This is a genomic window from Ureibacillus thermosphaericus (assembly GCF_012396605.1).
Lineage (GTDB): Bacteria > Bacillota > Bacilli > Bacillales_A > Planococcaceae > Ureibacillus > Ureibacillus thermosphaericus.
In genome coordinates this window covers 21,820-45,989 of sequence record NZ_JAAXPW010000023.1, presented here as the reverse complement: position 1 = coordinate 45,989, position 24,170 = coordinate 21,820, and the positions used below count along the sequence as shown (strand labels likewise).

20 protein-coding genes and 1 other annotated feature are annotated in these 24,170 nt (G+C 34.7%); of the genes, 6 read left to right on the top strand and 14 right to left on the bottom strand.

From position 1 onward, the window contains the following. Positions 1 to 104 precede the first annotated feature (104 nt). The 4 genes from HF990_RS09960 to alaS form a co-directional block, all read right to left on the bottom strand. The gene (locus HF990_RS09960) at positions 105 to 416 is read right to left on the bottom strand and encodes a DUF1292 domain-containing protein (RefSeq protein ID WP_016838608.1); all 312 of its coding nucleotides are present in this window, start codon (positions 414 to 416) and stop codon (positions 105 to 107) included. Between the two features lie 114 nt (positions 417 to 530). Then, the gene (ruvX, locus tag HF990_RS09955; protein WP_016838609.1) at positions 531 to 953 is read right to left on the bottom strand and encodes a Holliday junction resolvase RuvX; all 423 of its coding nucleotides are present in this window, start codon (positions 951 to 953) and stop codon (positions 531 to 533) included. Positions 954 to 963: 10 nt separating this feature from the next. Further along, positions 964 to 1,224 (bottom strand): IreB family regulatory phosphoprotein, encoded by a 261-nt coding sequence (locus HF990_RS09950; protein WP_016838611.1) that lies wholly within the window; start codon positions 1,222 to 1,224, stop codon positions 964 to 966. A gap of 103 nt (positions 1,225 to 1,327) precedes the next feature. Further along, the gene (alaS, locus tag HF990_RS09945; RefSeq protein ID WP_168412524.1) at positions 1,328 to 3,988 is read right to left on the bottom strand and encodes an alanine--tRNA ligase; all 2,661 of its coding nucleotides are present in this window, start codon (positions 3,986 to 3,988) and stop codon (positions 1,328 to 1,330) included. Positions 3,989 to 4,041: 53 nt separating this feature from the next. Further along, positions 4,042 to 4,294: a binding site (T-box leader), on the bottom strand. A 162-nt stretch (positions 4,295 to 4,456) separates the two neighbouring features. Here alaS and HF990_RS09940 point away from each other — a divergent pair. Next, entirely contained in the window at positions 4,457 to 5,137 is a 681-nt protein-coding gene (locus HF990_RS09940) for a TerC family protein (RefSeq protein ID WP_016838614.1), read from the top strand. Positions 5,138 to 5,192: 55 nt separating this feature from the next. Next, complete coding sequence (locus HF990_RS09935) at positions 5,193 to 5,570, top strand: aspartyl protease family protein (RefSeq protein ID WP_016838615.1); 378 nt, start codon at positions 5,193 to 5,195, stop codon at positions 5,568 to 5,570. 111 nt (positions 5,571 to 5,681) lie between these two features. Here HF990_RS09935 and HF990_RS09930 read toward each other — a convergent pair whose 3' ends face one another. Next, complete coding sequence (locus HF990_RS09930) at positions 5,682 to 6,452, bottom strand: sporulation protein (RefSeq protein ID WP_016838616.1); 771 nt, start codon at positions 6,450 to 6,452, stop codon at positions 5,682 to 5,684. Between the two features lie 275 nt (positions 6,453 to 6,727). On the opposite strand from HF990_RS09930, the gene HF990_RS09925 reads away from it, so the two are divergent. Together HF990_RS09925 and HF990_RS09920 are read left to right on the top strand one after the other, a co-directional pair. Then, on the top strand, positions 6,728 to 7,300 hold the full coding sequence (locus HF990_RS09925) for a TetR/AcrR family transcriptional regulator (protein WP_016838617.1): 573 nt from the start codon (positions 6,728 to 6,730) through the stop codon (positions 7,298 to 7,300). 101 nt (positions 7,301 to 7,401) lie between these two features. Beyond that, positions 7,402 to 9,642, top strand: a complete 2,241-nt coding sequence (locus tag HF990_RS09920) for a YhgE/Pip domain-containing protein (RefSeq protein WP_168412523.1) — start codon at positions 7,402 to 7,404, stop codon at positions 9,640 to 9,642. A gap of 212 nt (positions 9,643 to 9,854) precedes the next feature. On the opposite strand, the gene HF990_RS09915 is transcribed toward HF990_RS09920, so the two are convergent. Then, on the bottom strand, positions 9,855 to 10,586 hold the full coding sequence (locus HF990_RS09915) for a LytR/AlgR family response regulator transcription factor (RefSeq protein WP_016839645.1): 732 nt from the start codon (positions 10,584 to 10,586) through the stop codon (positions 9,855 to 9,857). Between the two features lie 12 nt (positions 10,587 to 10,598). Then, positions 10,599 to 11,795 (bottom strand): GHKL domain-containing protein, encoded by a 1,197-nt coding sequence (locus HF990_RS09910; protein WP_168412522.1) that lies wholly within the window; start codon positions 11,793 to 11,795, stop codon positions 10,599 to 10,601. Between the two features lie 540 nt (positions 11,796 to 12,335). Between HF990_RS09910 and HF990_RS09905 the strand changes: the two genes are divergently transcribed. Continuing rightward, positions 12,336 to 12,905 (top strand): accessory gene regulator ArgB-like protein, encoded by a 570-nt coding sequence (locus HF990_RS09905; RefSeq protein WP_016839647.1) that lies wholly within the window; start codon positions 12,336 to 12,338, stop codon positions 12,903 to 12,905. Continuing rightward, positions 12,898 to 13,038, top strand: coding sequence for a cyclic lactone autoinducer peptide (locus tag HF990_RS09900; protein WP_016839648.1), 141 nt, complete (start codon positions 12,898 to 12,900; stop codon positions 13,036 to 13,038). Before HF990_RS09905 ends, HF990_RS09900 begins: the two co-directional genes overlap by 8 nt. A gap of 392 nt (positions 13,039 to 13,430) precedes the next feature. On the opposite strand, the gene HF990_RS09895 is transcribed toward HF990_RS09900, so the two are convergent. The 7 genes from HF990_RS09895 to HF990_RS09865 all read right to left on the bottom strand — a co-directional run bounded on the left by HF990_RS09895 (position 13,431) and on the right by HF990_RS09865 (position 24,158). After that, entirely contained in the window at positions 13,431 to 15,170 is a 1,740-nt protein-coding gene (locus HF990_RS09895; protein ID WP_016839649.1) for an ABC transporter ATP-binding protein, read from the bottom strand. Positions 15,171 to 15,413: 243 nt separating this feature from the next. After that, positions 15,414 to 17,411: a methyl-accepting chemotaxis protein gene (locus HF990_RS09890; RefSeq protein ID WP_016839650.1), complete on the bottom strand. Its 1,998-nt coding sequence runs from the start codon at positions 17,409 to 17,411 to the stop codon at positions 15,414 to 15,416. Between the two features lie 1,456 nt (positions 17,412 to 18,867). Beyond that, positions 18,868 to 20,253 (bottom strand): ammonium transporter, encoded by a 1,386-nt coding sequence (locus tag HF990_RS09885; protein ID WP_168412521.1) that lies wholly within the window; start codon positions 20,251 to 20,253, stop codon positions 18,868 to 18,870. Between the two features lie 21 nt (positions 20,254 to 20,274). Then, complete coding sequence (locus tag HF990_RS09880; RefSeq protein WP_096551303.1) at positions 20,275 to 20,616, bottom strand: P-II family nitrogen regulator; 342 nt, start codon at positions 20,614 to 20,616, stop codon at positions 20,275 to 20,277. 21 nt (positions 20,617 to 20,637) lie between these two features. Further along, entirely contained in the window at positions 20,638 to 21,978 is a 1,341-nt protein-coding gene (gene glnA, locus HF990_RS09875; RefSeq protein ID WP_016839418.1) for a type I glutamate--ammonia ligase, read from the bottom strand. 49 nt (positions 21,979 to 22,027) lie between these two features. Then, positions 22,028 to 22,903 (bottom strand): diaminopimelate epimerase, encoded by an 876-nt coding sequence (dapF, locus tag HF990_RS09870; RefSeq protein WP_016839417.1) that lies wholly within the window; start codon positions 22,901 to 22,903, stop codon positions 22,028 to 22,030. A gap of 4 nt (positions 22,904 to 22,907) precedes the next feature. After that, positions 22,908 to 24,158 (bottom strand): LL-diaminopimelate aminotransferase, encoded by a 1,251-nt coding sequence (locus tag HF990_RS09865; RefSeq protein ID WP_016839416.1) that lies wholly within the window; start codon positions 24,156 to 24,158, stop codon positions 22,908 to 22,910. Positions 24,159 to 24,170 lie beyond the last annotated feature (12 nt).

Below are 24,170 nucleotides of genomic sequence, written 5' to 3'. Positions count from 1 at the left end.
CAAGTTTAGTGTGGAACGTTCCATGAAAAATAATCGATATTATTAACAAGTAAATCAATCATAAGCATGAAAAAAGTAGGCAAAATTTTGCCTACTTTATATGATTATTCTTCATCGTCTTCTAGTTCAAATTCTTCTTCCAAAGAATTTAATACTTCTTCAATCATATCCCATTCTTCTTCCGTTTCAATCGGCTGAAGTTCTCCATCTTCTCCATTTTCAGCAGGAGTAAATGAAGAAGCGAAAATTTCGATTTGACCATCTTCATCTTCTTCCGCACCGACGATTGTATATAATACATAGGACTTTCCGAATTTCTCAGAATCAAAAGTGTGTATTACTTCGCATAATTGCTCATTTCCGTCTTCATCAATTACAGTAATATGTCTTTCTTCATAATCATGTTCATGTACCATGTTGGTCACCTCTTTTTAAGAATATAAACAAAATATATAATCATCCCTCGACATAATTGTCTTTAGGAAAGTATAAAACATGATGAAATCACTTTATTCACCCAACATGGGATCTTATTTAAATGATTTACTATCCAAATATCCTTGTAAAATCATGACCGCTGCCATTTTATCGATTACTTTTTTTCTCTTTTTTCGACTGACATCGGCTTCAATGAGCATTCGTTCAGCAGCCATTGTTGTTAAACGTTCATCCCAAAGCGTTACTGGCAAATTGAACGCATTTTCTAAAAGCTTCTTATAGTTCTCGGAAGCTTCTCCTCGTGGACCAACAGTGTTGTTCATATTTTTAGGATATCCGACAACAAATTCGGTAACCCCGTACTCTTTTACAAGCTCTTTAATTCGCTCAATCCCAAATTCGCCAGTTTCTTCGTCTATATGAATCGTCTCAATTCCTTGAGCTGTTAAACCCAATGGATCGCTGATTGCAATGCCAACTGTCTTCGTACCGACATCTAATCCCATTACTCTCATTGATTATTCCTCATTTGTTATTTCTAATATAGAATTTCACAAGCTCTTCTAAAATTTCATCACGTTCAAGTTTACGAATTAAATTTCGTGCATCTTGATGGCGAGGAATATATGCCGGATCACCAGATAACAAGTACCCTACGATTTGATTTGTCGGGTTATACCCTTTCTCCTCAAGTGCAGAGTACACTTTTAGCATTACTTGCTTGACTTCATCTTCCATTGATTCTTCTGGAAAGCTAAATTTCATTGTTTGATCAAACGAACTCAAGACCAGCACCTCGCTTTCGGAAATAAGGAGTTGGAAATTCTAGCTCCATTTTCTATATTATAACTGATTCAATTAGTCAGTGAAATAGATTTCTTTTTAATTATTATATAGATTTAACGTAATCATACACAGATTGAAGGGCTTCATCAAGTTTTGAAACTTCTTTCGCACCAGCCATTGCCATGTCAGGACGACCGCCACCTTTTCCTCCGCATTTCTCAGCTACTGTTTTGACGATGTTACCTGCATGATATTCTTTACCAGCAATATCTTTTGTTACACCTGCACAAAGCATGACTTTATCTCCGTCAATAGCTCCAAGAACAATAACTGCTTTTTCAAGCTTCACTTTTAAATCATCCATCATTTGACGAAGTTGATTATTATCTTTTGCCTCTACTCGTGTAGATAAAACAGTTATATCGCCGATTTTTTGTGCTGAATCAAGAACGTTTGCTGCTTCAAGGTTTGCCAATTTTTGTGATAATGATTCATTTTCTCGTTGTAATTCTTTATATTCACTTTGTAAGCCTTGAATTCTCATTACTAAGTCTTTTGGATTTGCTTTAAATTGTGCAGCTGCTTCTTGCAAGATTTTTTCTTCTTCTTTTACTGCAAGATATGCCCCCTTACCAGTAACAGCTTCAATACGTCTTACCCCGGCACCAATTCCACCTTCTGAAACGATTTTGAACAATCCAATTTCAGATGTGCGGTTTACGTGTAAACCACCGCAAAGCTCAATTGAATAATCGCTTACTTGTACAACGCGAACGATATCTCCATATTTTTCGCCGAAGAGGGCCATAGCACCAAGAGCTTTTGCTTCGTCAATCGGCATTTCTTCAATAACTACTTCAATGTCGTCCCAAATTTTTTCATTGATGATTTGTTCAATTTTTTCTAACTCTTCTTTTGTTGCTTGTCCGAAGTGTGTAAAGTCAAAGCGTAAACGATCTGGACCTACATATGAACCAGCTTGATTTACATGTTCACCTAATACATCTTTTAAAGCACGGTGTAATAAGTGAGTTGCCGTATGGTTTTTCACAATCAGTTTTCTTTCTTCTGCATTCACTTGCGCCTTTACATGATCGTTAAGATGCATTTCACCTGATTCAACAATTACTGTATGAAGATGCTGCCCGTTCGGTGCAAGTTGAACATCTTTTACAACAGCTTTGAATGTATCGCTCTCAAGAGTACCTTTATCAGCGATTTGACCACCCATTTCAGCATAGAATGGTGTTTCCGCTAAAATGACTAATACCTCTTCTCCTTCAGAAGCTACATTTACTTCCTGACCGTTTCCTACCATAGCAACGATGGTTGAGTCACATTCTGCCACTTCATATCCAACGAATACGGAAGGTTGTTTTAAGTTCGTTAATACTTCATTTTGCACTTGCATAGAATCAACATCAACACGTGCACTTCTTGCTCGTTCACGCTGTTTTTCCATCTCCGCTTCAAAACCTTCGTAATCGATTGTCATTCCTTGTTCTTCAGCATATTCCTCTGTTAATTCAATTGGGAATCCATACGTATCATATAAGCGGAACGCGTCTTCACCTGGTATTTCATTACGCCCTAATTTCTTTTCACGTTCAATTACTTCATTTAAAATTTCAAGGCCACCATCTAATGTTTCTAGGAAACGAATCTCTTCATTTTTCACAACTCGTTGAATAAATTCACTTTTCTCACTTACTTCTGGATAGAAGTCTTTCATAATTTCTCCAACAGTTGGAACGAGTTCAAACATAAATGGCTTTTCAATACCGATTTGTTTTGCATATCTTACAGCACGACGTAATAAACGGCGAATTACGTAACCGCGTCCTTCATTTGATGGAAGCGCTCCATCACCGATGGCAAATGCGACTGTTCGAATATGGTCCGCAATTACTTTAAACGGTGTGTTGATATCTTCTTTATTGTTGAAAATTTCTTTCAAATCAATTTCACCAGGTCGTTTGTAACGACGGTTTGCAAACTCTTCAATTTTTTCAATGATTGGCATAAATAAATCTGTATCAAAGTTTGTCGGAACGTTTTGTACGACAGAAGTAATCCGTTCAAGGCCCATACCCGTATCGATGTTTTGTTTAGGTAGCGGCGTATATGTGCCATCTGGATTGTGATTAAATTGAGAGAACACTAAGTTCCAAACTTCTAAGTAACGTTCATTTTCGCCACCTGGGAATAATTCTGGATCGTTTGGATCATCGCCATATTCTGGACCGCGATCATAGAAAATCTCTGAATTTGGACCAGATGGACCTTCCCCGATATCCCAGAAGTTTCCTTCAATGCGAACGATACGTTCTTCTGGTAAGCCAATTTCATTTTTCCAAATGTTATAAGCTTCTTCATCTTCTGGATGGATTGTTACTGAAAGCAGTTCTGGGTCAAATCCCATCCATTTTGGATCTGTTAAAAACTCCCAAGCATAATGAATTGCTTCTCGCTTAAAGTAGTCACCAATAGAGAAGTTACCTAACATTTCGAAAAATGTATGGTGGCGAGCCGTTTTCCCTACGTTTTCTATATCGTTTGTACGAATGGATTTCTGAGCATTTGTAATACGTGGATTTTCAGGAATTTCACGACCATCAAAATATCTTTTTAAAGTCGCTACCCCAGAGTTAATCCAAAGTAAAGACGGGTCATTCACTGGAATTAATGAAGCTGATGGTTCAACTGCATGGCCTTTTTCAATAAAAAAATCTAAAAATTTGCGACGAATGTCTGCTGCTTTCATTCAATATTACCTCCTACTAATATTTTTGAAATTAAAAAAAAGCCTTCATCCCAATAAGGGACGAAGACATTAAATTTCGCGGTACCACCCTCGTTACAGTTTCATTTCATATCGTACACCTAAATACTCGTTTAACCGTTTCATTTTGAAACTGTCACTCTAGCCACTGTAACGTAAGTGAACGGCAGGTTTTAACTGCACTCTGGAGTAGCTTTCCGCAATTGCCACTAGTGAAGATTCTTTCAGCCTACGGAATCTCTCTCTTTCCACTGGACAAAAACGTACTCTCTCCATCATCGTATTGAAGTATAAGCTGTTTATGATACATAGTACGAATTGAAATATTCTCACTAAATTATAAAAAAACGATAATTTCATGTCAATTAAAAATACCTTCTTTGTAAATTACTTCTTAACATGGATGGTAGGACATATACTTTCCAAAAAAGTATAGATGGGAGAGCAGATATGGAAACTATTTCGATGGAATTTTACACTGCACTAATGTCTATTATTTTTATCGATCTTGTTCTTGCTGGCGATAATGCATTATTGATTGGAATGGTTGCAAAAAATCTGCCATCGAAACAACAAAAAAAGGTTATTATCATTGGAACGCTAGCTGCCATTTTTATGCGCATTATCTTTACACTGCTTGCAGTGAAATTGTTAGAAATTGATGGATTACTATTTATTGGCGGCGTATTGTTAGTATATATAGCGATAAAACTGCTAGTGACTGAAGAAAATACCGATATACGCGTATCAAAGAAATCCTTTTGGGGTGCAGCTTGGACAATCATGTTAGCAGATTTTTTAATGGGCATTGATAATATTATTGCGGTTGCAGGAGCAGCTTATGGAAATATGCTACTAGTCATCTTTGGTCTCCTTATCTCTATTCCCATAATTGTTTGGGGAAGTACAATTGTCATTCGCATCATCGAAAAATTTCCTATTTTCATCTATTTAGGTGCTGGTGTCCTTGCATGGACTGCATCAAAAATGATTATTCAAGATGCTTATGTTCAGCCTTATTTAACAAATCCGTTACCTATAATCTTGTTCCAATTATTATTAATATTCATCGTTATTGCAATTGGTTTTATTCTGCGTAATAGAAATAAAACACATATAAGTACAAATTGAATATTGATTAACAAATTGAAATAGAATGGAAATAAAAGCTTTTGGGAGGTAAAATATGCAGCTTCTCTTTGAAGATGGTTTATTGCTATCAACAATTGAAATTTGCTATAAAGGGAAAAGTAAATTGTTAAGCCGAGTTGCAATCGATTCAGGTGCCTCCCATTCCTTTATCAATATTGATTCAGTACAAGAGATAGGTATCTATTTTGAAAACGGAGATTCGCTAGTTCGTCATTATGGAATCGGTGGAGTAGAATATAGTTTTATGAAAAAATTGGATTATGTAAAAATTGGCGAAAAGACGTTTCCTAATGTTCATATTGATTTTGGAACATTGCAAGGATTTAATATTCAAGGTTTGATTGGACTTGATATATTAAAATCCGGTGAATTTGTTTTAGATTTGAAACACTTAAAATTACTAACTCACTGAAAATGTAGGAAAAAATAGCCTGTTATACGAGCGAACTAGGATCCTAACTTCACTAGTCCGCTCATTCTGTTGGCAATCTCTGTTTTATATAAAAGATAATAGATTTTTACATTATGAATATCTCGAAATAATTTGTTGAAGCTTAGATTCAATATGGTACATATCCGCTTCTGTAAATGTAACGCGCACGTGGCTTTCATCCACATCCAACATTTCAGCAAACAATCCACCAAGTCCCCTTGCTCTTCTGTCCACTTCCAATAATAATTCCACGTAGCCTTCCTCTTGGGAAAGAAAAGCAATCTCTAGTTCATCTAATCGACCTCGAAACGGCCCTGTTACTGGAACAAATTCAAATTCTTGAATAAAAGGATAGTTTTTTCGGTATCGGAATGATACTTGTTCATTTTCCGCTTTTCGTAAACGAAAACCTAAATGTTGTACAGCATTTAACACATGAGAAGCCAATCTTGATGGACGAACTTCTATAAAGTCTTTATCTGTTGAATCCACACCGCTTTGAATGTCTAATTCCGTTTTCACCCATACTCTAGAATTTCCTATCGTTACAGGTGTGTCTACTGGCAGCACGAAAGAAAACGGGATGATTTTTGTTTCATTTGCTTGAATCATAAAAGGATCACTAATTTTGAATTTATGGAATGCAAATGGAACCGAAACTTTTCGATCATCGACTTCTTTTATATAAGTCGTATATAAAGTGAAATAAATCGTATTGATTTGTTGAGCAACATTTCCTCCATATACTTCTACTTCACCGCGCACCGTTTCACCAGCACTGTAGGAAGACTTCTCCAACTGAGTATCCACTTTTGCTGAACCAATACCAAAAGATGCTAGCATTTTGTTAAAAAATGACATAGTTTACTCTCCTTCATTTAAGAAATTTCCCCATTATTACGATTCTATTTTCGATAAAGTTTCAGTGAAGTATTTTCTGACATAGATTTACAGCATATAACGATTGATTTATTGAATCGTTTCTTACGAATCAGCGAATTTACTAAGATAATAAAAAAACTACATAACATGTAAATACACTTGCAAAGGGAGATATTGTGTGGTAAAGTACATTACGTGAAACAAATGACTAATTTTCTCATTTGGTCATAATTTATTAAAGTGAGGTGAATGTATTGAGCGTTGACAGAAAACAATTAATACTTGAAGCTGCAAAAAAATCCTTTTCTTTATTTGGATACAAAGCAACCACGATGGATCAAATCGCGAAACTTGCCAATGTGGGAAAAGGTACAATTTATACATTCTTTAAAAATAAGGAAGAACTATTTGATGAAATTATTACATCTCTTATTAAAGATATGAAAACTGAAGCAGAAAAAGCCATTAATCCTAATAGTAGCTTCGATGAAAACATTAATCGTGTATTATTAAGACTTCTAGAATTTCGACAGTCTCATCAGCTCACAATCAAACTTTTTCAAGAAGAAAGAGAACTGGGAACACAAGCAGTAGCAGAAGTAATACAGCGTGTTGAACAAGCAGTCATTCACTACATGAAGGGAATTATACAAGAAGCAATTGACCGTGGTGAAATTAAAGAGTGCAATCCTGAAATCACAGCATTTGTTATGTTAAAAATGTATGTTGCTTTAATATTTGATTGGGAAAAGCAGCATCCAGCTATTGATAAAGAAGAAATATCTAATTTATTTAAATTATATTTCATTGATGGATTGGCTAAATAACTTTAAGGTTTTAAGGGTCTCAATGTATTAGAGTACCCTATATATATTACGCAAGAATGACCAAATGAACAAAATAGTCATTACTTCCAGGAGGTAACAAAATGAAAAAATCGTCATTTATGGCGGAACTAAAATTTCTTCTTTCAAACCGGAAAATTCTCATATCGGTTTTAGCAGTTGCGCTTGTTCCTGTACTGTATACAGGAATGTTTATTTGGGCATTTTGGGACCCATATGCGCACTTAGAAGACTTGCCAGTTGCCATTGTCAATGAAGATTCCGGTGCTGAATTTGAAGGAAAAACGTTGGAAATCGGGAAAGAACTTGCTGAAAAACTCAATGACAGTGAACAGTTTAATTTCAAAGTAGTTTCAAAGGAAGAAGGTTATAAAGGTTTAGAGAATCGAGATTTTTATTTGCTAGTGGAAATACCAGAAAATTTTTCTAAAAATGCAACAACGATTCTAGATGATGAACCGAAAAAATTGGAACTAAAATATGTTCCGAATGAAAGTACAAACTTCCTTTCAGCTCAAATTGGAGAAACTGCCATGAGAGAAATCAAAGCGGAAATCTCCAAAAATATCATTTCAACTTATTCCGAAACCATGTTTGATTCCATTTCAAAGTTAGCAGATGGAATTAGCCAAGCAAGCGATGGAGCAAGCCAATTAAAAGATGGTGTAGCTGATTTAAATGATGGTTCAAAAACATTGAGTGACAATCTTGCAACATTGGCTTCAAAAATGATTGAATTCAAAGAAGGCGTAAACCGTGCAAGTGATGGTTCAAGCTCGATTGCTGCTGGCTCTAGTCAATTGAAAGATGGTCTTCGTCAAGTGAACGAAAATCTTCCATCCCTTGTCGAAGGAACATCTCAAGTAGAAGATGGCCTAAAACAAATGAAAGATCAACTTCCAGCTCAAGTTGCTACAGGAATTTCTGAAAATCTTAAAAATAGTGTTGAGAATATTAGTAATGGAATCGATCAATTAGAAACTCAATTATCTGCAGAACTTTCAACACAACTGACAGCTGGAATTGTCAATCAACTATCAAGCCAACTTGCAGTACAATCCATATCAACACAAACTCAAAACTTAGAACAAATTCAGGCTGCTCTCGTTGCCAACAACATTATGAGTGAAGAACAAGCTGCTGCCTTTATCGCGCAGCTAGCAAGCAATGTTCCTACGAAGGAACAAATTGAAGAGCAATATAAAACCCAATTAAAAGCCCAATTAGAACCTCAAATTTCTACGGGTATCAGCAAAGGACTCAAAGAAGGGTTAACACAATTTGAAACTTCACTAACAAATCAATTGCTTTCTTCAGCTGATGGTATTGAAGAGCAATTAAAAACTCAAACTGGCCCTGCCTTTGATCAATTAATTGCAGGTCTTGACCAAATTAATGCTGGACAACAAACATTGCAAAATGGTGTAAATAAACTTTATACTGGTTCAGTTGATTTAACAAATGGCGCTGGGGAATTAAGCTTAGGCATGAAACAGTTAACTTCTGGTGCAGGTCAACTTCAAGACGGTGCAAATCAACTAGCAGATGGTTCAAATCAATTAAAATCCGGCACAGATAAATTGTTAGATGGTACAACGGAATTAGCTGACAAACTTGCTGATGGAGCTGAAGAAGCTGGTTCAGTTAAGGCAAATGAAGATACGTATGACATGATGGGTGAACCGGTTGTTATTCAAAAAGAGGCAGTAAATGAAGTGCCAAATTACGGAACAGGCTTCTCACCATATTTTATGTCACTAGGCTTATTCGTAGGAGCACTAATGTTATCCATTGTATTTGAATTAAAACGACCAGTCATCCGACCGAAAAATGCTTTCACTTGGTTTGGTAGTAAATTTGGTGTGATTGCCATTGTCGGTATCATTCAAGCACTATTAGTAGATTGCATTTTATTATTGGCATTAAAACTAGAAGTTGTAAATCTTCCGTTGTTCATCCTAACTTCCATAATTGTAAGCATTGTGTTTATGACACTTATTCAAATGCTTGTCACATTATTAGGAGACACTGGACGATTTATAGCGATTATTATATTAATTTTACAATTAACAACAAGTGCAGGTACATTCCCAATGGAGTTGCTACCAAACACACTTCAACCAATCAATGCACTATTGCCAATGACTTATTCAATCCAATCCTTTAAAGCTGCAATCTCAAGTGGGGATATTTCATTCTTATGGCAGAACAACTTCATACTATTAAGCTACATGGCTGCCTTTATCCTCATTACGATTGGATATTTTGCACTTTCAACAAAAAAATCAAAAGATGTTGAAATGACTGTAATAATGGATGAGTAAATAGTATGAAGGAAAATCTATTAAATTATTTAATGGATTCACATTGAACATTTCATTTAAAAAGGATAGATGAACAGGTTTCCTGCTTCATCTATCCTTTTCATATAATCATAATTGATTAGAATTCGTTAAACAATTTTGAATTACTGTCTACTTGACAGTTAGCAGTTCAAAGTTTTCGACTTTCTAGAAACCCACATTTTACGCATCCATTACACTAAGTGTTTCACAATATTTTTAGCATATCTGTATGAAACCAAGCATTCATGTCCATTTTCCATTATTAATATTTTATTTTTTACATCATATTCGTGCAAATAATCAATATTTATTAGATAGCTGTTATGTGATCTACAAAATCTTGGATCCAATTTCTCTAAATCTTTTAATTTTCCATAAAACTCATAGATGCCATTTTTTGAATGCACTCTTATTTTATGAGGTATTGAAGAGGTTTCAAAATAATAAATATCTTCATAACGAATATTTTTTATATTCTCTCCTACTTTTATTTGAAGTACTTTTGTAGAACTATTATGGCCAAGTGTCAAATAATGTTGATATGCAGTTGTCAATGCTTCGATGATATTGTTAGCAAGTAATTGTTGATTCGACGTTTTAATAATGAAATCAAGAGCTGCTACTTTGTATTTAAAGGTTAATTTTAGTTTATTGGCAAAGGTCGTTACAAAAATAATAGTTGCTAATGGATCTTGTTTTCGTATAATTCTAGCTAATTCTAAACCGTTGATACTGCTATTCAATTCAATATCTAATATGTAACATTCAGCTGAATGATTTTCGATATAAGATATGACTTCTTCTGGTGTTGAAGCACATAATGCAATTTCAATACTTGGCAAATGAAAACTTGAATATCTTCTTATGACATTCTGCAGAAATTGTCTTTGTTCTAAATCATCTTCGCAAATTATGACCTTCAAGAAACATCACCTTTATCTTATTTCAATTTCTTGGATAAAGATATTTTCCTCAATGCTCGTATTCATTAGTACATTTGGGTAGTTATTTAAAATATCCTTAACATTGTTTAGGCCGTAGCCACGGTTTCCTTTTTTTGTTGAATAATGATTTTTATAAAGTTGATGAATATCTAATGTATTGGTGAAATTATTTTCAATAATCATTAATACTGAATTATCATTTGTTTTCATAATAGCAAGATTGATAAAGGGATTCTCACATTCAATACTTGCTTCTATAGCGTTGTCAATTAAAATCCCTATCATTCTTGATAAATCAATAATATCCATATAAATAGAATCGATTTTTTCTGGAATTTCGATTTGTATATCAATTTTCTTCTCTACAGCTGTTAATAGTTTTGTTAGTAATAATCCTTTTAGTTCCATCAGTTCTAAATTCCCTAAATCATGAATTAAGGAATTTTTTAATAGTGTATTTTTTTCAGTATTTATGATTTTTTCTTTAAAATATTTTTTTAAACCATCTAAATCTTTATTATCTATGTATCTCTCCATTGTAATTAAAATATTTTTATAATCATGACGAAATTTTTGCATTTCAATATTAATTTCATTTAATGAACTCATATATTGAGAAAACAATGCTTTTTGTATCTTCTCATGCTTTAATTTATTCGTTTCGTTGATACTATAAATAAGTAAGATGAACAAAAATGACATAACAATTAAGTAACATATTTGAATGATTAGATTAATTCTTGTTAGCTGCAATTCTTCGTATGATGTTGGAATAAAAATGTTCAAATATAAGACGATGACAGTTACACAACATAAAATACTGATGAGAAACTTGGTAATAAAATTAATGGGCAAATAATCTCGTTTATATAAATTTATGAGTAAATTAATGATTATAAATAATATTGCATAACAAAGTGCAAAGATTAGAGAGTGGAAAAAGACATTATTGTTTTTATTTAAAACCAGTTGGGCAATGTGGTCTGAAATCATTCCGATGAAAATAATTAAACATAAATCAATACATATTTTAAATAAATTAGAGTGAAAAATCAGAGCTAACACGATACTACCAAATAGTATAATGATGGCAATCCATGATTCCAGAAAATAAAATGAAACTAATGATATAACAGCTATTGATAGACTAATGGAAACAGAAAATAGATTTAATTTTATTTTTTGCAAATAAAAAATCGATAGGCAGATTACAGTAAATTCAATAATACTAACAATAAGTAAATCTGAAATTGTAACTCTCCCCTTTAAGCCTTGAATATATGATAGGGTTATCAAAAAATAATTCGTTTGATTGATTTGAGTATTATTTTAATCAAGGATAAGTTGGAAAATCACTATTTTTCATGATTGAAAAATAGTGATTTTTATATGTTAGTAATTTTGGGATGGCATATCCCAAACATTATTTATCGCAACTTACATTCACTAATTAAGATAAATGAAATAGGATTATGGAAATATTTATACGAAAAAATAGCACACATTTCACATTATACACCATAATCCTATAATAAAAAATTTAGATGAAAGAAAATAATGAAGATGCTTGTAAATATATTAAGTTCAATAACTATTTTACTGTAAAACTCGCAATATACTCGTTAAGTTTAATAGTTTTTGTTACATCTAGGAGTAAAATTTAAACACTTATGACATAAAACTCCATTTAATCAAAATTTACATTAAGATAATGATGTGGTGGTGTTTATGAATTTTCTATCGAATATTGAGAATCGAATAGTCAATATGCTTACTCTAGAACATTACAATAATTTAGAGAGAGAAAAAATAAAATTTGGCGTGAGATTAATATTGAATGATATTTGGAAAATTATCATTATCTATCTGATCGCCATATTATTAGATTGTTTTTTTATCACTTTTTTCACTCACATTGTATTTTTTATTTTGAGACAAGTTTGCTTGGGGTTTCATTTTCAAAATAATATTGTTTGTTTACTGATGAGTATACTTGCATTTCCAATTGGTGTAATCATCATAAAAGATTTTCATCTAAGTATAGAATGGTTGATTTTATTCACTGGTACAATGTCTTTATTTTTATTTATTTTTTCACCAATTGGTACGAGTAAACGTCCTGTTTTTAATTATAAACATAGACAGTATTTAAAAAAGAAAATAGCTTTTAGATTGTTTGTTTTATGGCTTTGTTTCATATTTATACCTTCCAGCAGAATTTTCATTTTTTACGGAATAACATTACAACTTATTTCTGTATTAACACAAAAATTTGTAGGAGGTAAAGAGAATGTTTAGAAAATTACTTGTCAGCAAAATTTCAGGTTTGGTTATTTTATTAGCTAATACAGCAACTACTATGGGATGTACATTAGTTTTTCATGAACCAGAACTTCCTGAAAGCTTAAAGAAAGAAAATCCTTTTAATTAATGGTATTATTTTAAGAAAAGAATTAGTGTTTTCTAAGTTGATAGAAAATTCTGTTTGGAAGTGTAGCATAAAAAGGGGATCGTTTTAAATTTTTAGACGATTCCCTTTTTTCTTATTCTTTCATTAAATTGAAGATATGGAATAATACATATTAGAAATGAATGGCTACTGGGATTTTTGATAATTTGACTAAAAAATAGATAATTGCTAATTAAGAAAAGAGTTGAGACAAAAGGTTTTCAGCCAATAGAAAAACCGAACGATTATTGAAACTCTATTCTGAGCTTCAATATCATTCGGTTTAATTAAATATCGAAATGCTAATGATAATTCGATTTTAAGAAGGCCAATTTTAGTTCTGTCCCAGCTTCTCCATTAACTCCAATAATCTTTTAGATAGAGATAAATTCCTCCTCATTTTTTTGAAACTGGATATGATGCAATTTTGCAAATACGCCATTTAAAGCAATTAGTTCCTCATAAGTGCCTTGTTCTTCAATTCCATTTTTCGTTACAACAATTATACGATCGGCGTTGCGAATCGTTGCAAGTCGATGCGCAATGACTAATGTTGTACGATTTTTGGACAACTCGTTCAAAGATTTTTGAATCATCATTTCTGTTTCAGTATCCAGTGCAGAAGTGGCTTCATCTAATATTAAAATTGGCGGATTTTTTAGGAACATACGTGCAATGGCTATACGCTGTTTTTGACCTCCTGATAATTTTAAGCCGCGCTCCCCAATCTGCGTTTCATAACCATCTGGAAGAGATTCGATAAATTCTTTCAAATGAGCCTTCTCAGCAGCCGCTTGTATTTCCTCAAAGCTTGCACCTAGTCTTCCGTATTCTATATTTTCACGAATTGTACCAGTAAATAAGAATACATCTTGCTGTACAATGCCAATCTGTTCACGCAACGATTTTTGTGTGATATCTCGTACGTCGATTCCATCAATAGTAATCGCCCCTGCGTTTACATCATAGAAGCGGGGAATTAATGAACAGATTGTTGTCTTCCCTGCTCCAGATGGACCGACAAATGCGATTGTTTGGCCAGCTTGGATATTAAATGAAATATTCCGTAATACCGGCTTTGATTCATCGTACTGGAACGATACATTGTTGAAAGAGATATTTCCTTGTAAATGAGGAACTGCTACAGCATTGGGACGATCCTGAATTTCCGGATCTTGCATCAGTAATTCCCGGAAACGTTTAAATCCTGCCATTCCTTTTGGATACAGTTCAAGTAATGCACTAATTTTATCAATAGGTTTAATTAATACATTTGTATATAATACGAAACTTACTAATTCACCATATGTCAATTTGCCATTATAACTCAACCAAGCACCTACCACTAAAATGACTAAAGTCAATAGTCGTGTCATAAAATAGATGCTTGAGTGTGTCCCTGCCATCACTTTATAAGCAAATAGTTTGGCAGCGCGGAAATATCCGTTTTGTTGTTTAAAGCGCTTCATTTCAAATTCTTCGTTTGTAAATGATTTAACAACCCGGATTCCTGAAACACTATCTTCTACTCTTCCATTAACATCCGCAATTTTACTATACATTTCTTTCCAAGCATTGTTCATTTTATTGTTGCAGTAAGTCACTAACCAAATTAAAAAGGGTGTGAAAACAAGTGCAATAAACGTCAATGTCGGATTTACTTGGAACATAATAATGAACGCACCAATAAATGTCATCATTGCAATAAAGAAATCTTCTGGACCATGGTGCGCAAATTCACCAATATCAAAAAGATCATTTGTAATGCGGCTCATAATATGGCCCGTTTTTGTATTATCAAAAAATTTAAAGCTTTGTTTTTGGATGTGATTAAATAAATCGCGACGCATGTCGGTTTCAATATTAATTCCTAGTTTATGACCCAAGTAGTTGACAACGAAGTTCATGATGGTGCTTAAAATGTAAACAAGTAATAATAAAATGCTGACTTGTACAATTTTTCCCCAATCGCCTTCAGGTAATAAGACATCAATAAACCATTGCACCGCAATTGGGAAAAACAAATCTAAAATAGCCACAAAGACAGCACATGAAAAGTCGATGATAAATAATCGTTTATGTGGTTTATAGTAAGAAAAAAAATGCTTTAACATCTTCTTTTCCTCTCTTTTGATAGTCATATCTTGAATTATACAAAAATTTTTTGCAAATGGATAACATTTGTAATTAGACTAATACTTTTTAAAAAGAAAAATAGGCAGAAGATTAAACTCTCCTGCCTAATTTACATCGTCATCCAAAATATTTAGTCACTCAAAACAGTTTGTACTGATGGATGAATCGAAAAGAACCCTTTTCTCATTACGCCATCAAGATGTAATATTGAAGTTGCTTCATCAATGATATTTCATATTAGATGTGACAGATTTCAATTCTTCTGCCATTGATGCAAGGGACTGGGCCGAAGCGGAAATTTCCTGCATCGCAGCCAACTGTTCTTCCACTGTTGCGACAACTTCTTCAGATGCCGCATTATTACCTTGAGCCACTTCCACAAGACCATCCAATTCTTCATTGACATGTTGAAGAGCTTTGGACATTTCTTTCACTGCTTCAGAAACTTCTTCCATTTGCGGCGAAATTTCTTTCGTTGTTTGGAGAATGTGGTTGAATTGTTCAATGGCTTCGCTTGTAATCTCTACCCCATCATCTACATTTACAGAAATCTGTTTCATCATCTTTACTGTATTTTCCGTATCATCTTGAATTTTCTTAATAATCTCCTGAATTTCTTTAGCTGATGATTGGGTTTGTTCGGCAAGGCTTCTTACTTCATCAGCGACTACAGCAAATCCTTTGCCATGTTCACCTGCACGGGCAGCTTCAATAGCCGCATTTAAAGCAAGCAAATTCGTTTGATCGGCAATTCCAGTAATTACATTTAAAATTTCATTGATTTGTTTTGAACTATCATATAAAGAATGAATAATGGACTGTGATTGGCTAACAGATGTATGAATGGATTTCATTTGTTCAACCGTTTTGGAAACAGCTTGGCCGCCTATGTCTGCCACCTGAATAGCTTTGCGTGAAAGTTCCGTCACGTTGGATGAACGTTCGGCGATGTCCTCCACTCCTTGCGAAACTTTTTTAAAGATATGGGATACATTCTCAACCATACTTGTCTGCGCTTCTGCATTTTTCGATACTTCTTGAATCGAATTGGACACTTGTTCAGTTGCTGCAGTCGTTTCTTCGGAGCTGGCAGACAATTGTTCCGATGTAGCCGCGACTTTTTCGGCTGTTTCGTCTATTTGAAGAGTCAAAGTACGCAACCCATCAATCATTTCATTAAAAGCCATTCCTAACTTTCCAATCACGTCATTTGTCGATATTTTTGCGTATTGGGTCAAGTCCCCTCCACTGACTTTTACGGCTAAATCACCCAATTGTTTAATCGGTCTGCTTAAAGATTTAATGATGAAAACAGCAGCAAAGATACCAAAGATAATCGCAATAGTTCCTACAATCCATGATAAATGTAAGATAGCTTCATTTGCTTCATCAATTTCTTTCTCATAAATCAGTCCGCCGATTTTCCACCCAGTCAATTCATCCGTAATGAAATGTAAAATTACGGATTCTCCATTTAATACTCCATTAACCTGTCCTTTATCTTTCTCATACAATTTGTCGTAAATCGAATCTATGGCTTCACTTCCCAATTCAGCAGATGGATGAGCAATATATTTATTGTTTTTGTCTAAAACGAGTCCATATCCCGCCTTGCCAATTTGAATGTTTTTCACTAATTCTTCCAACTTATCAAGATTGATGTCAATTCCTGCAACTCCAGTGCCATCATCGAGAGCTTTGGAGATGGTAATCACCATTTTTCCTGTACTTGCAGCAACATAAGGTTCTGAAATAAAGGTTTCTCCTTTATTCTCCATGGCTTGAATATACCAATCTCTTTCTCTAGGATCGTATCCAGCTTTAACCGCTAAATGTGCTGGTTCCTTCACAAATATTCCGTCTTCATTTCCTACATAGACGCCAGCAATTTCGGGATGGGATTCTTGATAAAATTTCAGCCATTTACGTATTTCAGAATGATTGGATTCTTGAAATTGGGATCCTCTTATACGATTTGACAATATTTGAATATCCGTCATTTTCGGTTGAATTAGATCCTTGATAACATCATCGATTCTAGATACATTAGCCGAAACATTATCCAATATTTGGTTTCTTAATTCTTCCTTGGATGTTTGATAAGATAATGTGCCAATTAGCAAAGAAGAAAGGATTACAATAATTGTAATGGAAATAAATAATTTTATATGAAAATTACGAAAGCTAAACTTGCTGATTTTTTTTGAAACTTTTTTCACTGATAGTCCTCCCCTAGTTGAAAAGTGGCATCTCCTTTGCCTAAAACTGATTTTGAAATTTTTGTTTTCTATTTGTTTAATTTATTTAGCTTAACTGGTTTGGAATAATGTTGATAATTAATGTTAAAAGTAAATCTTGGGAAAATAATTAAGATCTTCTCATACTTCATTTAACCTCCAGTATTTAAAATATAAAATTCATGCATTGATCCTAAAAAGAAATATCTTCTTTTCTAAATCAACACTTGCTGAAAAAAAACCCATTATTATATCGATATAAATTTCTAACTTTTTGATATATTCTTTTAAAATCTTTATTTTGTAAAACTTTAGAATTATCGATTTATTTTTCATTTAGTGTAATCAGTCTAATTTTCCATCTTACCAAAATATGATTTTATCTCTTATAAAACAAAATTAAATAGTTTTAAAGTCATACAAATCAGACTTTACAATTTAATCGAGTAGGAGGGAGCGATTAACTCCCGTCCTCTCACACCACCGTACGTACGGTTCCGTATACGGCGGTTCAATTAAGATGATTGACGCAAGTCTTTATAACTTCCGTGAATAGCTGTTCTCTTTATGCCAGTGGTCACTCCACCCTCCAAGAGGTCTCCCACGGGATTCACCGCTTCCTTCCTCAAGTGAGGTACTACGTTTTCTGTGTTCATCATGACTCACTGAATGCCAAGGGCTATTCTCTCTTAATTGTTCGGTCCTTCTTAGTAGTTCTAAACCAACTAATACTATGACCTCTGCTGACTTCTGACGGTTCAGCTACTTATCACTAAGTAGGTTATGAAGCGTACTTCACATATCCGCCAGACCTCCCCGGGTAAGAATGTAATCTTTCCTTCCATCTATCTGCTTCATTTACTCTGTACCACCTTTGGCAGAAAGGACTTTGTTTTGTTTAGCAAACTCATCCAATGATACCTAGCCTTATATGAAGTTCGTGTTCCTCAGACCGGAAGTTTGCCGCTCGCTTCCTTCAGATTCCGCGTCACCAAGGACACCCTTGCGTTAAGCTAACTGTTACTTCTGCCTTCACAGTTCGGGACTTACACCCTATAGATTACACCCATGCCAGGCGCACTAAAAAAAGCAACGATTCATACTTATGAATCGTCGCCTACTGGTTTTAGGGAATCATCAAATCTATTAATTATTGACAGGCATAATTTGAATTAATTTCCTTTCATCAGGGTTTTTATTATTCCATTTATACGTAACCATATACTGTTTACCTTCTTCGATTAACTGGTTTCTGGCGTCAATCTTATTCCCATTTCACATCCATTTTCCAACTAGTTAGTGTGGTAACGGATGTATCTTTGTACAAATTAAAAAAGCCTGAGGAAATCTTCCTCAGGCTGAAAGTATTGTCTCCAGATCTTCAATAGAATCGCAAAACAATGTTAACCCACTGTATGAATTTCCCACTCAAAACAACTTAAGAAGTTTTACTTTTTACTACCCCGTGTCCTAGATTATTCAAACGATCGGCTAAACCTAAACCGTGTTCAGGTTTTTCGTCATTGCCATTGATTACTCTTTCAAGCAAGGTTTGACTCCATTCATATGCATAAGAGCCATGTTCAGAATAATCGAGACCTGCAATTTCATCTTCGCTTGATACACGAATCGGATGAATAAAGTTAATCAGAACTGTTGCAACACTTACAATTAAGAATGTATAACTGATAACGGCTAAAACTCCAATTGCTTGAACGCCTAGTTGAGAAGCTCCATACCCATAGAATAAACCGCTAGCTGTCGAGAACAATCCGATTGCAAGAGTGCCCCAAATACCACAAATACCATGAACAGCAATAGCACCAACCGGATCATCGACACGTACTTTTGCATCTAAGAAACGAACACCTTCTACTAATAAAATACCTGATACGAATCCAACTATAATTGAACCTAGAATGGAAATATCTGCTGCACCTGCTGTAATCCCTACTAATCCACCGAGTACACCATTTAGTGAAATGGACGGATCAATTTTTCCAAAGCGGATTTTTGTATAAACGGCAGACGTCACAAAAGCTGCCGATGTAGAAAGTAGTGTCGTTGCAATGACATGTGGTACTAAACTTGTATCTGCTGCAAGGGTGCTTGCACCGTTGAAACCAAACCAGCCTAACCAAAGTACGAATACACCTAAAGCACCTAGAGGTATGTTATGGCCTGGAATCACATTGACCTTTTTACCTGTATATTTTCCGATACGAGGCCCGAGGAAGATGACAACGGTTAATGCGGCAATCGCACCAGTTAAGTGCACCACTGTGGAACCAGCAAAATCTGTAAATCCGAGCTGTGCAAGCCATCCGTCACCTGACCAAACCCAATGGCCTATGATAGGATAAACAATGATGCTCATTGCAACAGCAATCATTATATAGCTCATGATTCTTATCCGTTCTGCTACAGCACCTGAAATAATGGTAATGGAAGTTGCAGCAAACATTGCTTGGAATACGAAAAAGTCGATATCTTCTCTTCCCGATAAGAAAAATCCATTTGTTCCAAACATACCTCCAGCTGAATCACCAAACATCAAACCGAAGCCAACAAGATAATACAAAATGGAAACAATACTAATCGTTAAGAAGTTTTTCATGATGATGTTTAACGAGTTTTTTGCTCTCGTAAATCCTGTTTCCACCAAAGTAAATCCAGCATGCATGAAGAATACTAATATAGCACCTAACATGACCCAAACTAGATTCACAGACAATTCTATCGACTCAACAGTTGGTGCTTGTGCATAAGCTGGCATTGCAGCGAACAATAATAATGGAAAAATAGATAGCATTTTTTTCTTCATCTTCACTCGACTCCTCTCAACTTATATAATCGCTTCTTTACCATGTTCCCCTGTTCGGATGCGAATTGCTTCTTCAACAGGGATAATAAAAATTTTTCCATCACCTACCGATCCAGTTTTGCATGTTCTTTGAATCACTTCTATCACTTGATCTACTTTCCCATCTTCTACAACCAATTCAATTTTCAACTTTGGCAATACTTTAATTTCAAAAGTTGTACCTCGAAACATCCCCTCCACACCTTTTTGTTTGCCTGTACCGGCAGCTTCCGTAACGGTCATGCCACCGACTCCAATTGAGAATAAATTATCTCGCAATTCTTTAAACACTTCTGGACGCGTAATTACCTCAACTTTTTTCATATAACGTCCTCCTTTAAGTAGTTAATATAAAGTGATATAACGTTCACGTTCCCATGGATGCACGTTGATTCTAAATTCATCCCATTCAATACGTTTTGCTTCAATAAAGTGCGTTGTAATATGTTCGCCAAGTGCAGCTTTAATGACTTCATTTTGTTCGAGTGCGTCAATCGCTTCTTTTAAACTAGCTGGTAGACTGCGAATGTTTAATTGATCTAATTGTTCCTCATCCATTTTATAAATGTTAGAGTTTACTGGGTCACAAAGTGTTAATTTATTTTTAATGCCATCTAAACCAGCTGCCAGCATTACAGCTAGGGCAAGATATGGGTTTGCGGATGGATCTGGGTTTCTTAATTCAATGCGGGTACTTAAACCACGGCTTGCTGGGATACGAACGAGTGGACTACGATTTTTTCCTGACCATGCAATATAACAAGGTGCTTCATAACCAGGAACTAATCGCTTATAAGAATTGACTGTCGGATTTGTAATGGCTGCAAAACTATAAGCATGTTTTAAAATTCCGGCTAAATATTGTTTAGCAGTTTCACTTAATCCTAATTCATCTTTCTCATCAAAGAAGGCATTTTCTTTACCGCGGAATAGAGATTGGTGACAGTGCATTCCTGAACCGTTTACGCCATAGAGAGGTTTTGGCATAAATGTGGCATGTAGACCATGTTTTCTAGCAATATTTTTTACTACTAATTTAAATGTTTGAATTTGATCGGCTGCATCGACTGCATCGGAATATTTGAAATCAATTTCATGTTGTCCAGGGGCAACTTCATGGTGGGATGCTTCAATTTCAAAGCCCATTTCTTCTAAGGTAAGAACAATATCACGACGGCAGTTTTCCCCTAAATCTGTTGGAGCTAAATCGAAGTAACCTCCATTGTCGTTCAACTCCATTGTTGGATTGCCATGTTCATCTGCTTTAAACAAAAAGAATTCCGGTTCTGGACCTACGTTCATTGCTGTAAATCCAAGTTCATTCGCTTCCTTTAGTACCCGTTTTAATACGCCACGGGGATCACCAGGGAAAGGAGTACCATCTGGTAAATATACATCACAAATTAAACGTGCAATTTTTCTACCTTGTTCTGCTTCCCAAGGGAAGATAAGCCAAGTATTTAAATCGGGATATAAATACATATCTGATTCTTCGATTCTTACAAATCCTTCAATAGAAGAACCATCAAACATAATCTTGTTATCTAAAGCTTTTGGTAATTGACTAAGCGGTATTTCAACATTTTTAATAATTCCAAATAGATCTGTAAATTGTAACCGAATGTAGCGCACATTTTCCTGTTCAGCAATTTTTAAAATGTCTTCTTTTGTATAATTTTTTTTCATATTAAATTCCTCCTATTATCTATTGAAATTTCATTTATTTGATTGCTTGTTACAGCATTGTTTCTTTTGTGAAATAATCTAATTTTATTTCACCGTGGCAAATGTATTCTGCTCTGCCTTTTTTCCAAACGTGGTTATGTTCATCCCAATGAATTTCTAAATCACCTCCTGGAAGATGGACTGTTATTACTTGGTTTTGCTTCAGTTTTCCATTGAGCGTGGCTGCGACAACCGCCGCACAAGCACCTGTACCGCAAGCCATTGTTAAACCAGAGCCTCTTTCCCAAACTCGATAGTCGATTTCATTGTCATTTTTTACCTCTACAACACCAACATTTACTCTTTCAGGGAATAAATCGGAGAATTCAATCATTGGGCCGATTGTTTCTAACGGTACATTATGAACATCATCAACAAACATAATGGCGTGAGGGTTACCCATTGAAACACAAGTTAAGTAGTAAACATTTCCTCCTATCGTCAATGGTTCATTGATAGTCTTTGTTGTTGGGTCACCTTTCATTGGAATCATTCCTTTTAACAATTTCGGTTCACCCATATCAACTGTGACGAATTCCACTTCTTTTGTATTTTCTTGAGAAATGTGAACCTCAACGATACCGCCAAGTGTTTCTATAGTAAAACACGTTGAATCTATAAATTGATGATCATATAGATATTTCGCTACACATCTTAATCCATTTCCGCAATTTTTCCCCTCTGAACCATCTGCGTTAAAGATACGCATTCGAAAGTCGGCTACTTTTGAATCGCAAATAAGAATCATCCCGTCAGAACCAATTCCAAATCTCACATCAGAAAGATTTTTTGCTAGAGTTGGAAGTATTTGTTCTTGCAAAGTATTTTCTAGTAAATTAATAAAAATATAATTGTTTCCTAAACCATGCATTTTTGTAAAATACATTTCATCACCTTCCTTTGAAAATAAACTGAACTCCTTTCAATCGTCTTTCAATTTCCTTCATCACTTGCTGTTCTTCTTCTTCTGAATTAGCTTCAAAGGTAACGGAAAATCTTACGAAACTCCCTGCATCATCCCACGGAACTGTTGAAATCAAATGTTCTCGAATAAGGTATTGGGAAAAATCTTCCGCTGTTTGAAAGGAAGGCCCATCTTTGACCCCGATTGGAGCTTCAGCATATAAGTAAAAAGAGCCTTTCGGTTTTTCCACTTGAAAACCACACCCACGAAGAATATTCACTAGTAATTCATGGCGACGGGAATATTTATTTGCTGTTTGTTCGGTTATTTCAGGGTGGGATAAAGCGTAACTTGCAGCTTTTTGGATTGGAATAAATTGACCAGAATCGCTGTTATCCTTTACCGTTTGAAAAGCTTTTATTAATTTTGCATTTCCAGCAATAAACCCGATTCTCCATCCAGTCATATTGAAAGACTTGGATAAGGAATGGATTTCAACTCCTATCTCTTTTGCACCAGGTACCGATAAAAAGCTGAGTGGCTTCTCACCGTCGAACATTAATGCGGCATATGCTGCATCATGGACGACGATTAATTGATTGCTTTTTGCAAACTCAATAACTTCTTCAAAAAACTGTTTCGTCGCTACTGCACCAGTTGGGTTATTGGGATAATTTAAATAGAGCAGTTTTGCTTTCTTTAATACTTCTTGATCAATTTGATCAAGGCGAGGCAAAAAGTTATTTTCTTTTAATAATGGAAGATAAACAACTTCGCCACCGTAGTATTTTGTATAAGTTCCTAGCACCGGATAACATGGTGATGGCATTAATGTAATGTCCCCTGGGTTAATGAAAGCAGCTGGCAGTAAACTGAGTCCTGATTTAGATCCAATAACATGGTTAATTTCTGTTTCAGGATCTAAACCATTTACTCCAAATACCTCTGACATATAGCGGGAAGCAGCCACTTTAAATTCATGTATGCCATTATCTGAATAAAATCGGTTTTCAGGTTTTAAGGCTTCTTCGAATAGTTTTTCAACTACTCTTTTGTCTGCCATTGCATCAGGTTCACCGACTCCCAAATCAATTAAAGCCATATCCGGTTTTTCTTTAATGGCTATTCTTTTAGCTCTTTTAATTTTTTCAAATTTGAATATTTCTTCCTTTAAACCGAATGAAGGACCCCCAATTCGATCGGCAAATAATTGTTGTATATAATCTTCAGTCTGCACTTTAACCCTCCT

Coding starts and splice junctions, on each gene's coding strand:
- HF990_RS09880 (WP_096551303.1), bottom strand. CDS start 20,616: ATGAAAAAAGTTGAGGTAATTACGCGTCCAGAAGTGTTTAAAGAATTG.
- alaS (WP_168412524.1), bottom strand. CDS start 3,988: ATGAAAGCAGCAGACATTCGTCGCAAATTTTTAGATTTTTTTATTGAA.
- dapF (WP_016839417.1), bottom strand. CDS start 22,903: ATGTATTTTACAAAAATGCATGGTTTAGGAAACAATTATATTTTTATT.
- HF990_RS09905 (WP_016839647.1), top strand. CDS start 12,336: ATGAATTTTCTATCGAATATTGAGAATCGAATAGTCAATATGCTTACT.
- HF990_RS09900 (WP_016839648.1), top strand. CDS start 12,898: ATGTTTAGAAAATTACTTGTCAGCAAAATTTCAGGTTTGGTTATTTTA.
- HF990_RS09895 (WP_016839649.1), bottom strand. CDS start 15,170: ATGTTAAAGCATTTTTTTTCTTACTATAAACCACATAAACGATTATTT.
- glnA (WP_016839418.1), bottom strand. CDS start 21,978: ATGAAAAAAAATTATACAAAAGAAGACATTTTAAAAATTGCTGAACAG.
- HF990_RS09960 (WP_016838608.1), bottom strand. CDS start 416: ATGGTACATGAACATGATTATGAAGAAAGACATATTACTGTAATTGAT.
- HF990_RS09885 (WP_168412521.1), bottom strand. CDS start 20,253: ATGAAGAAAAAAATGCTATCTATTTTTCCATTATTATTGTTCGCTGCA.
- ruvX (WP_016838609.1), bottom strand. CDS start 953: ATGAGAGTAATGGGATTAGATGTCGGTACGAAGACAGTTGGCATTGCA.
- HF990_RS09940 (WP_016838614.1), top strand. CDS start 4,457: ATGGAAACTATTTCGATGGAATTTTACACTGCACTAATGTCTATTATT.
- HF990_RS09935 (WP_016838615.1), top strand. CDS start 5,193: ATGCAGCTTCTCTTTGAAGATGGTTTATTGCTATCAACAATTGAAATT.
- HF990_RS09930 (WP_016838616.1), bottom strand. CDS start 6,452: ATGTCATTTTTTAACAAAATGCTAGCATCTTTTGGTATTGGTTCAGCA.
- HF990_RS09920 (WP_168412523.1), top strand. CDS start 7,402: ATGAAAAAATCGTCATTTATGGCGGAACTAAAATTTCTTCTTTCAAAC.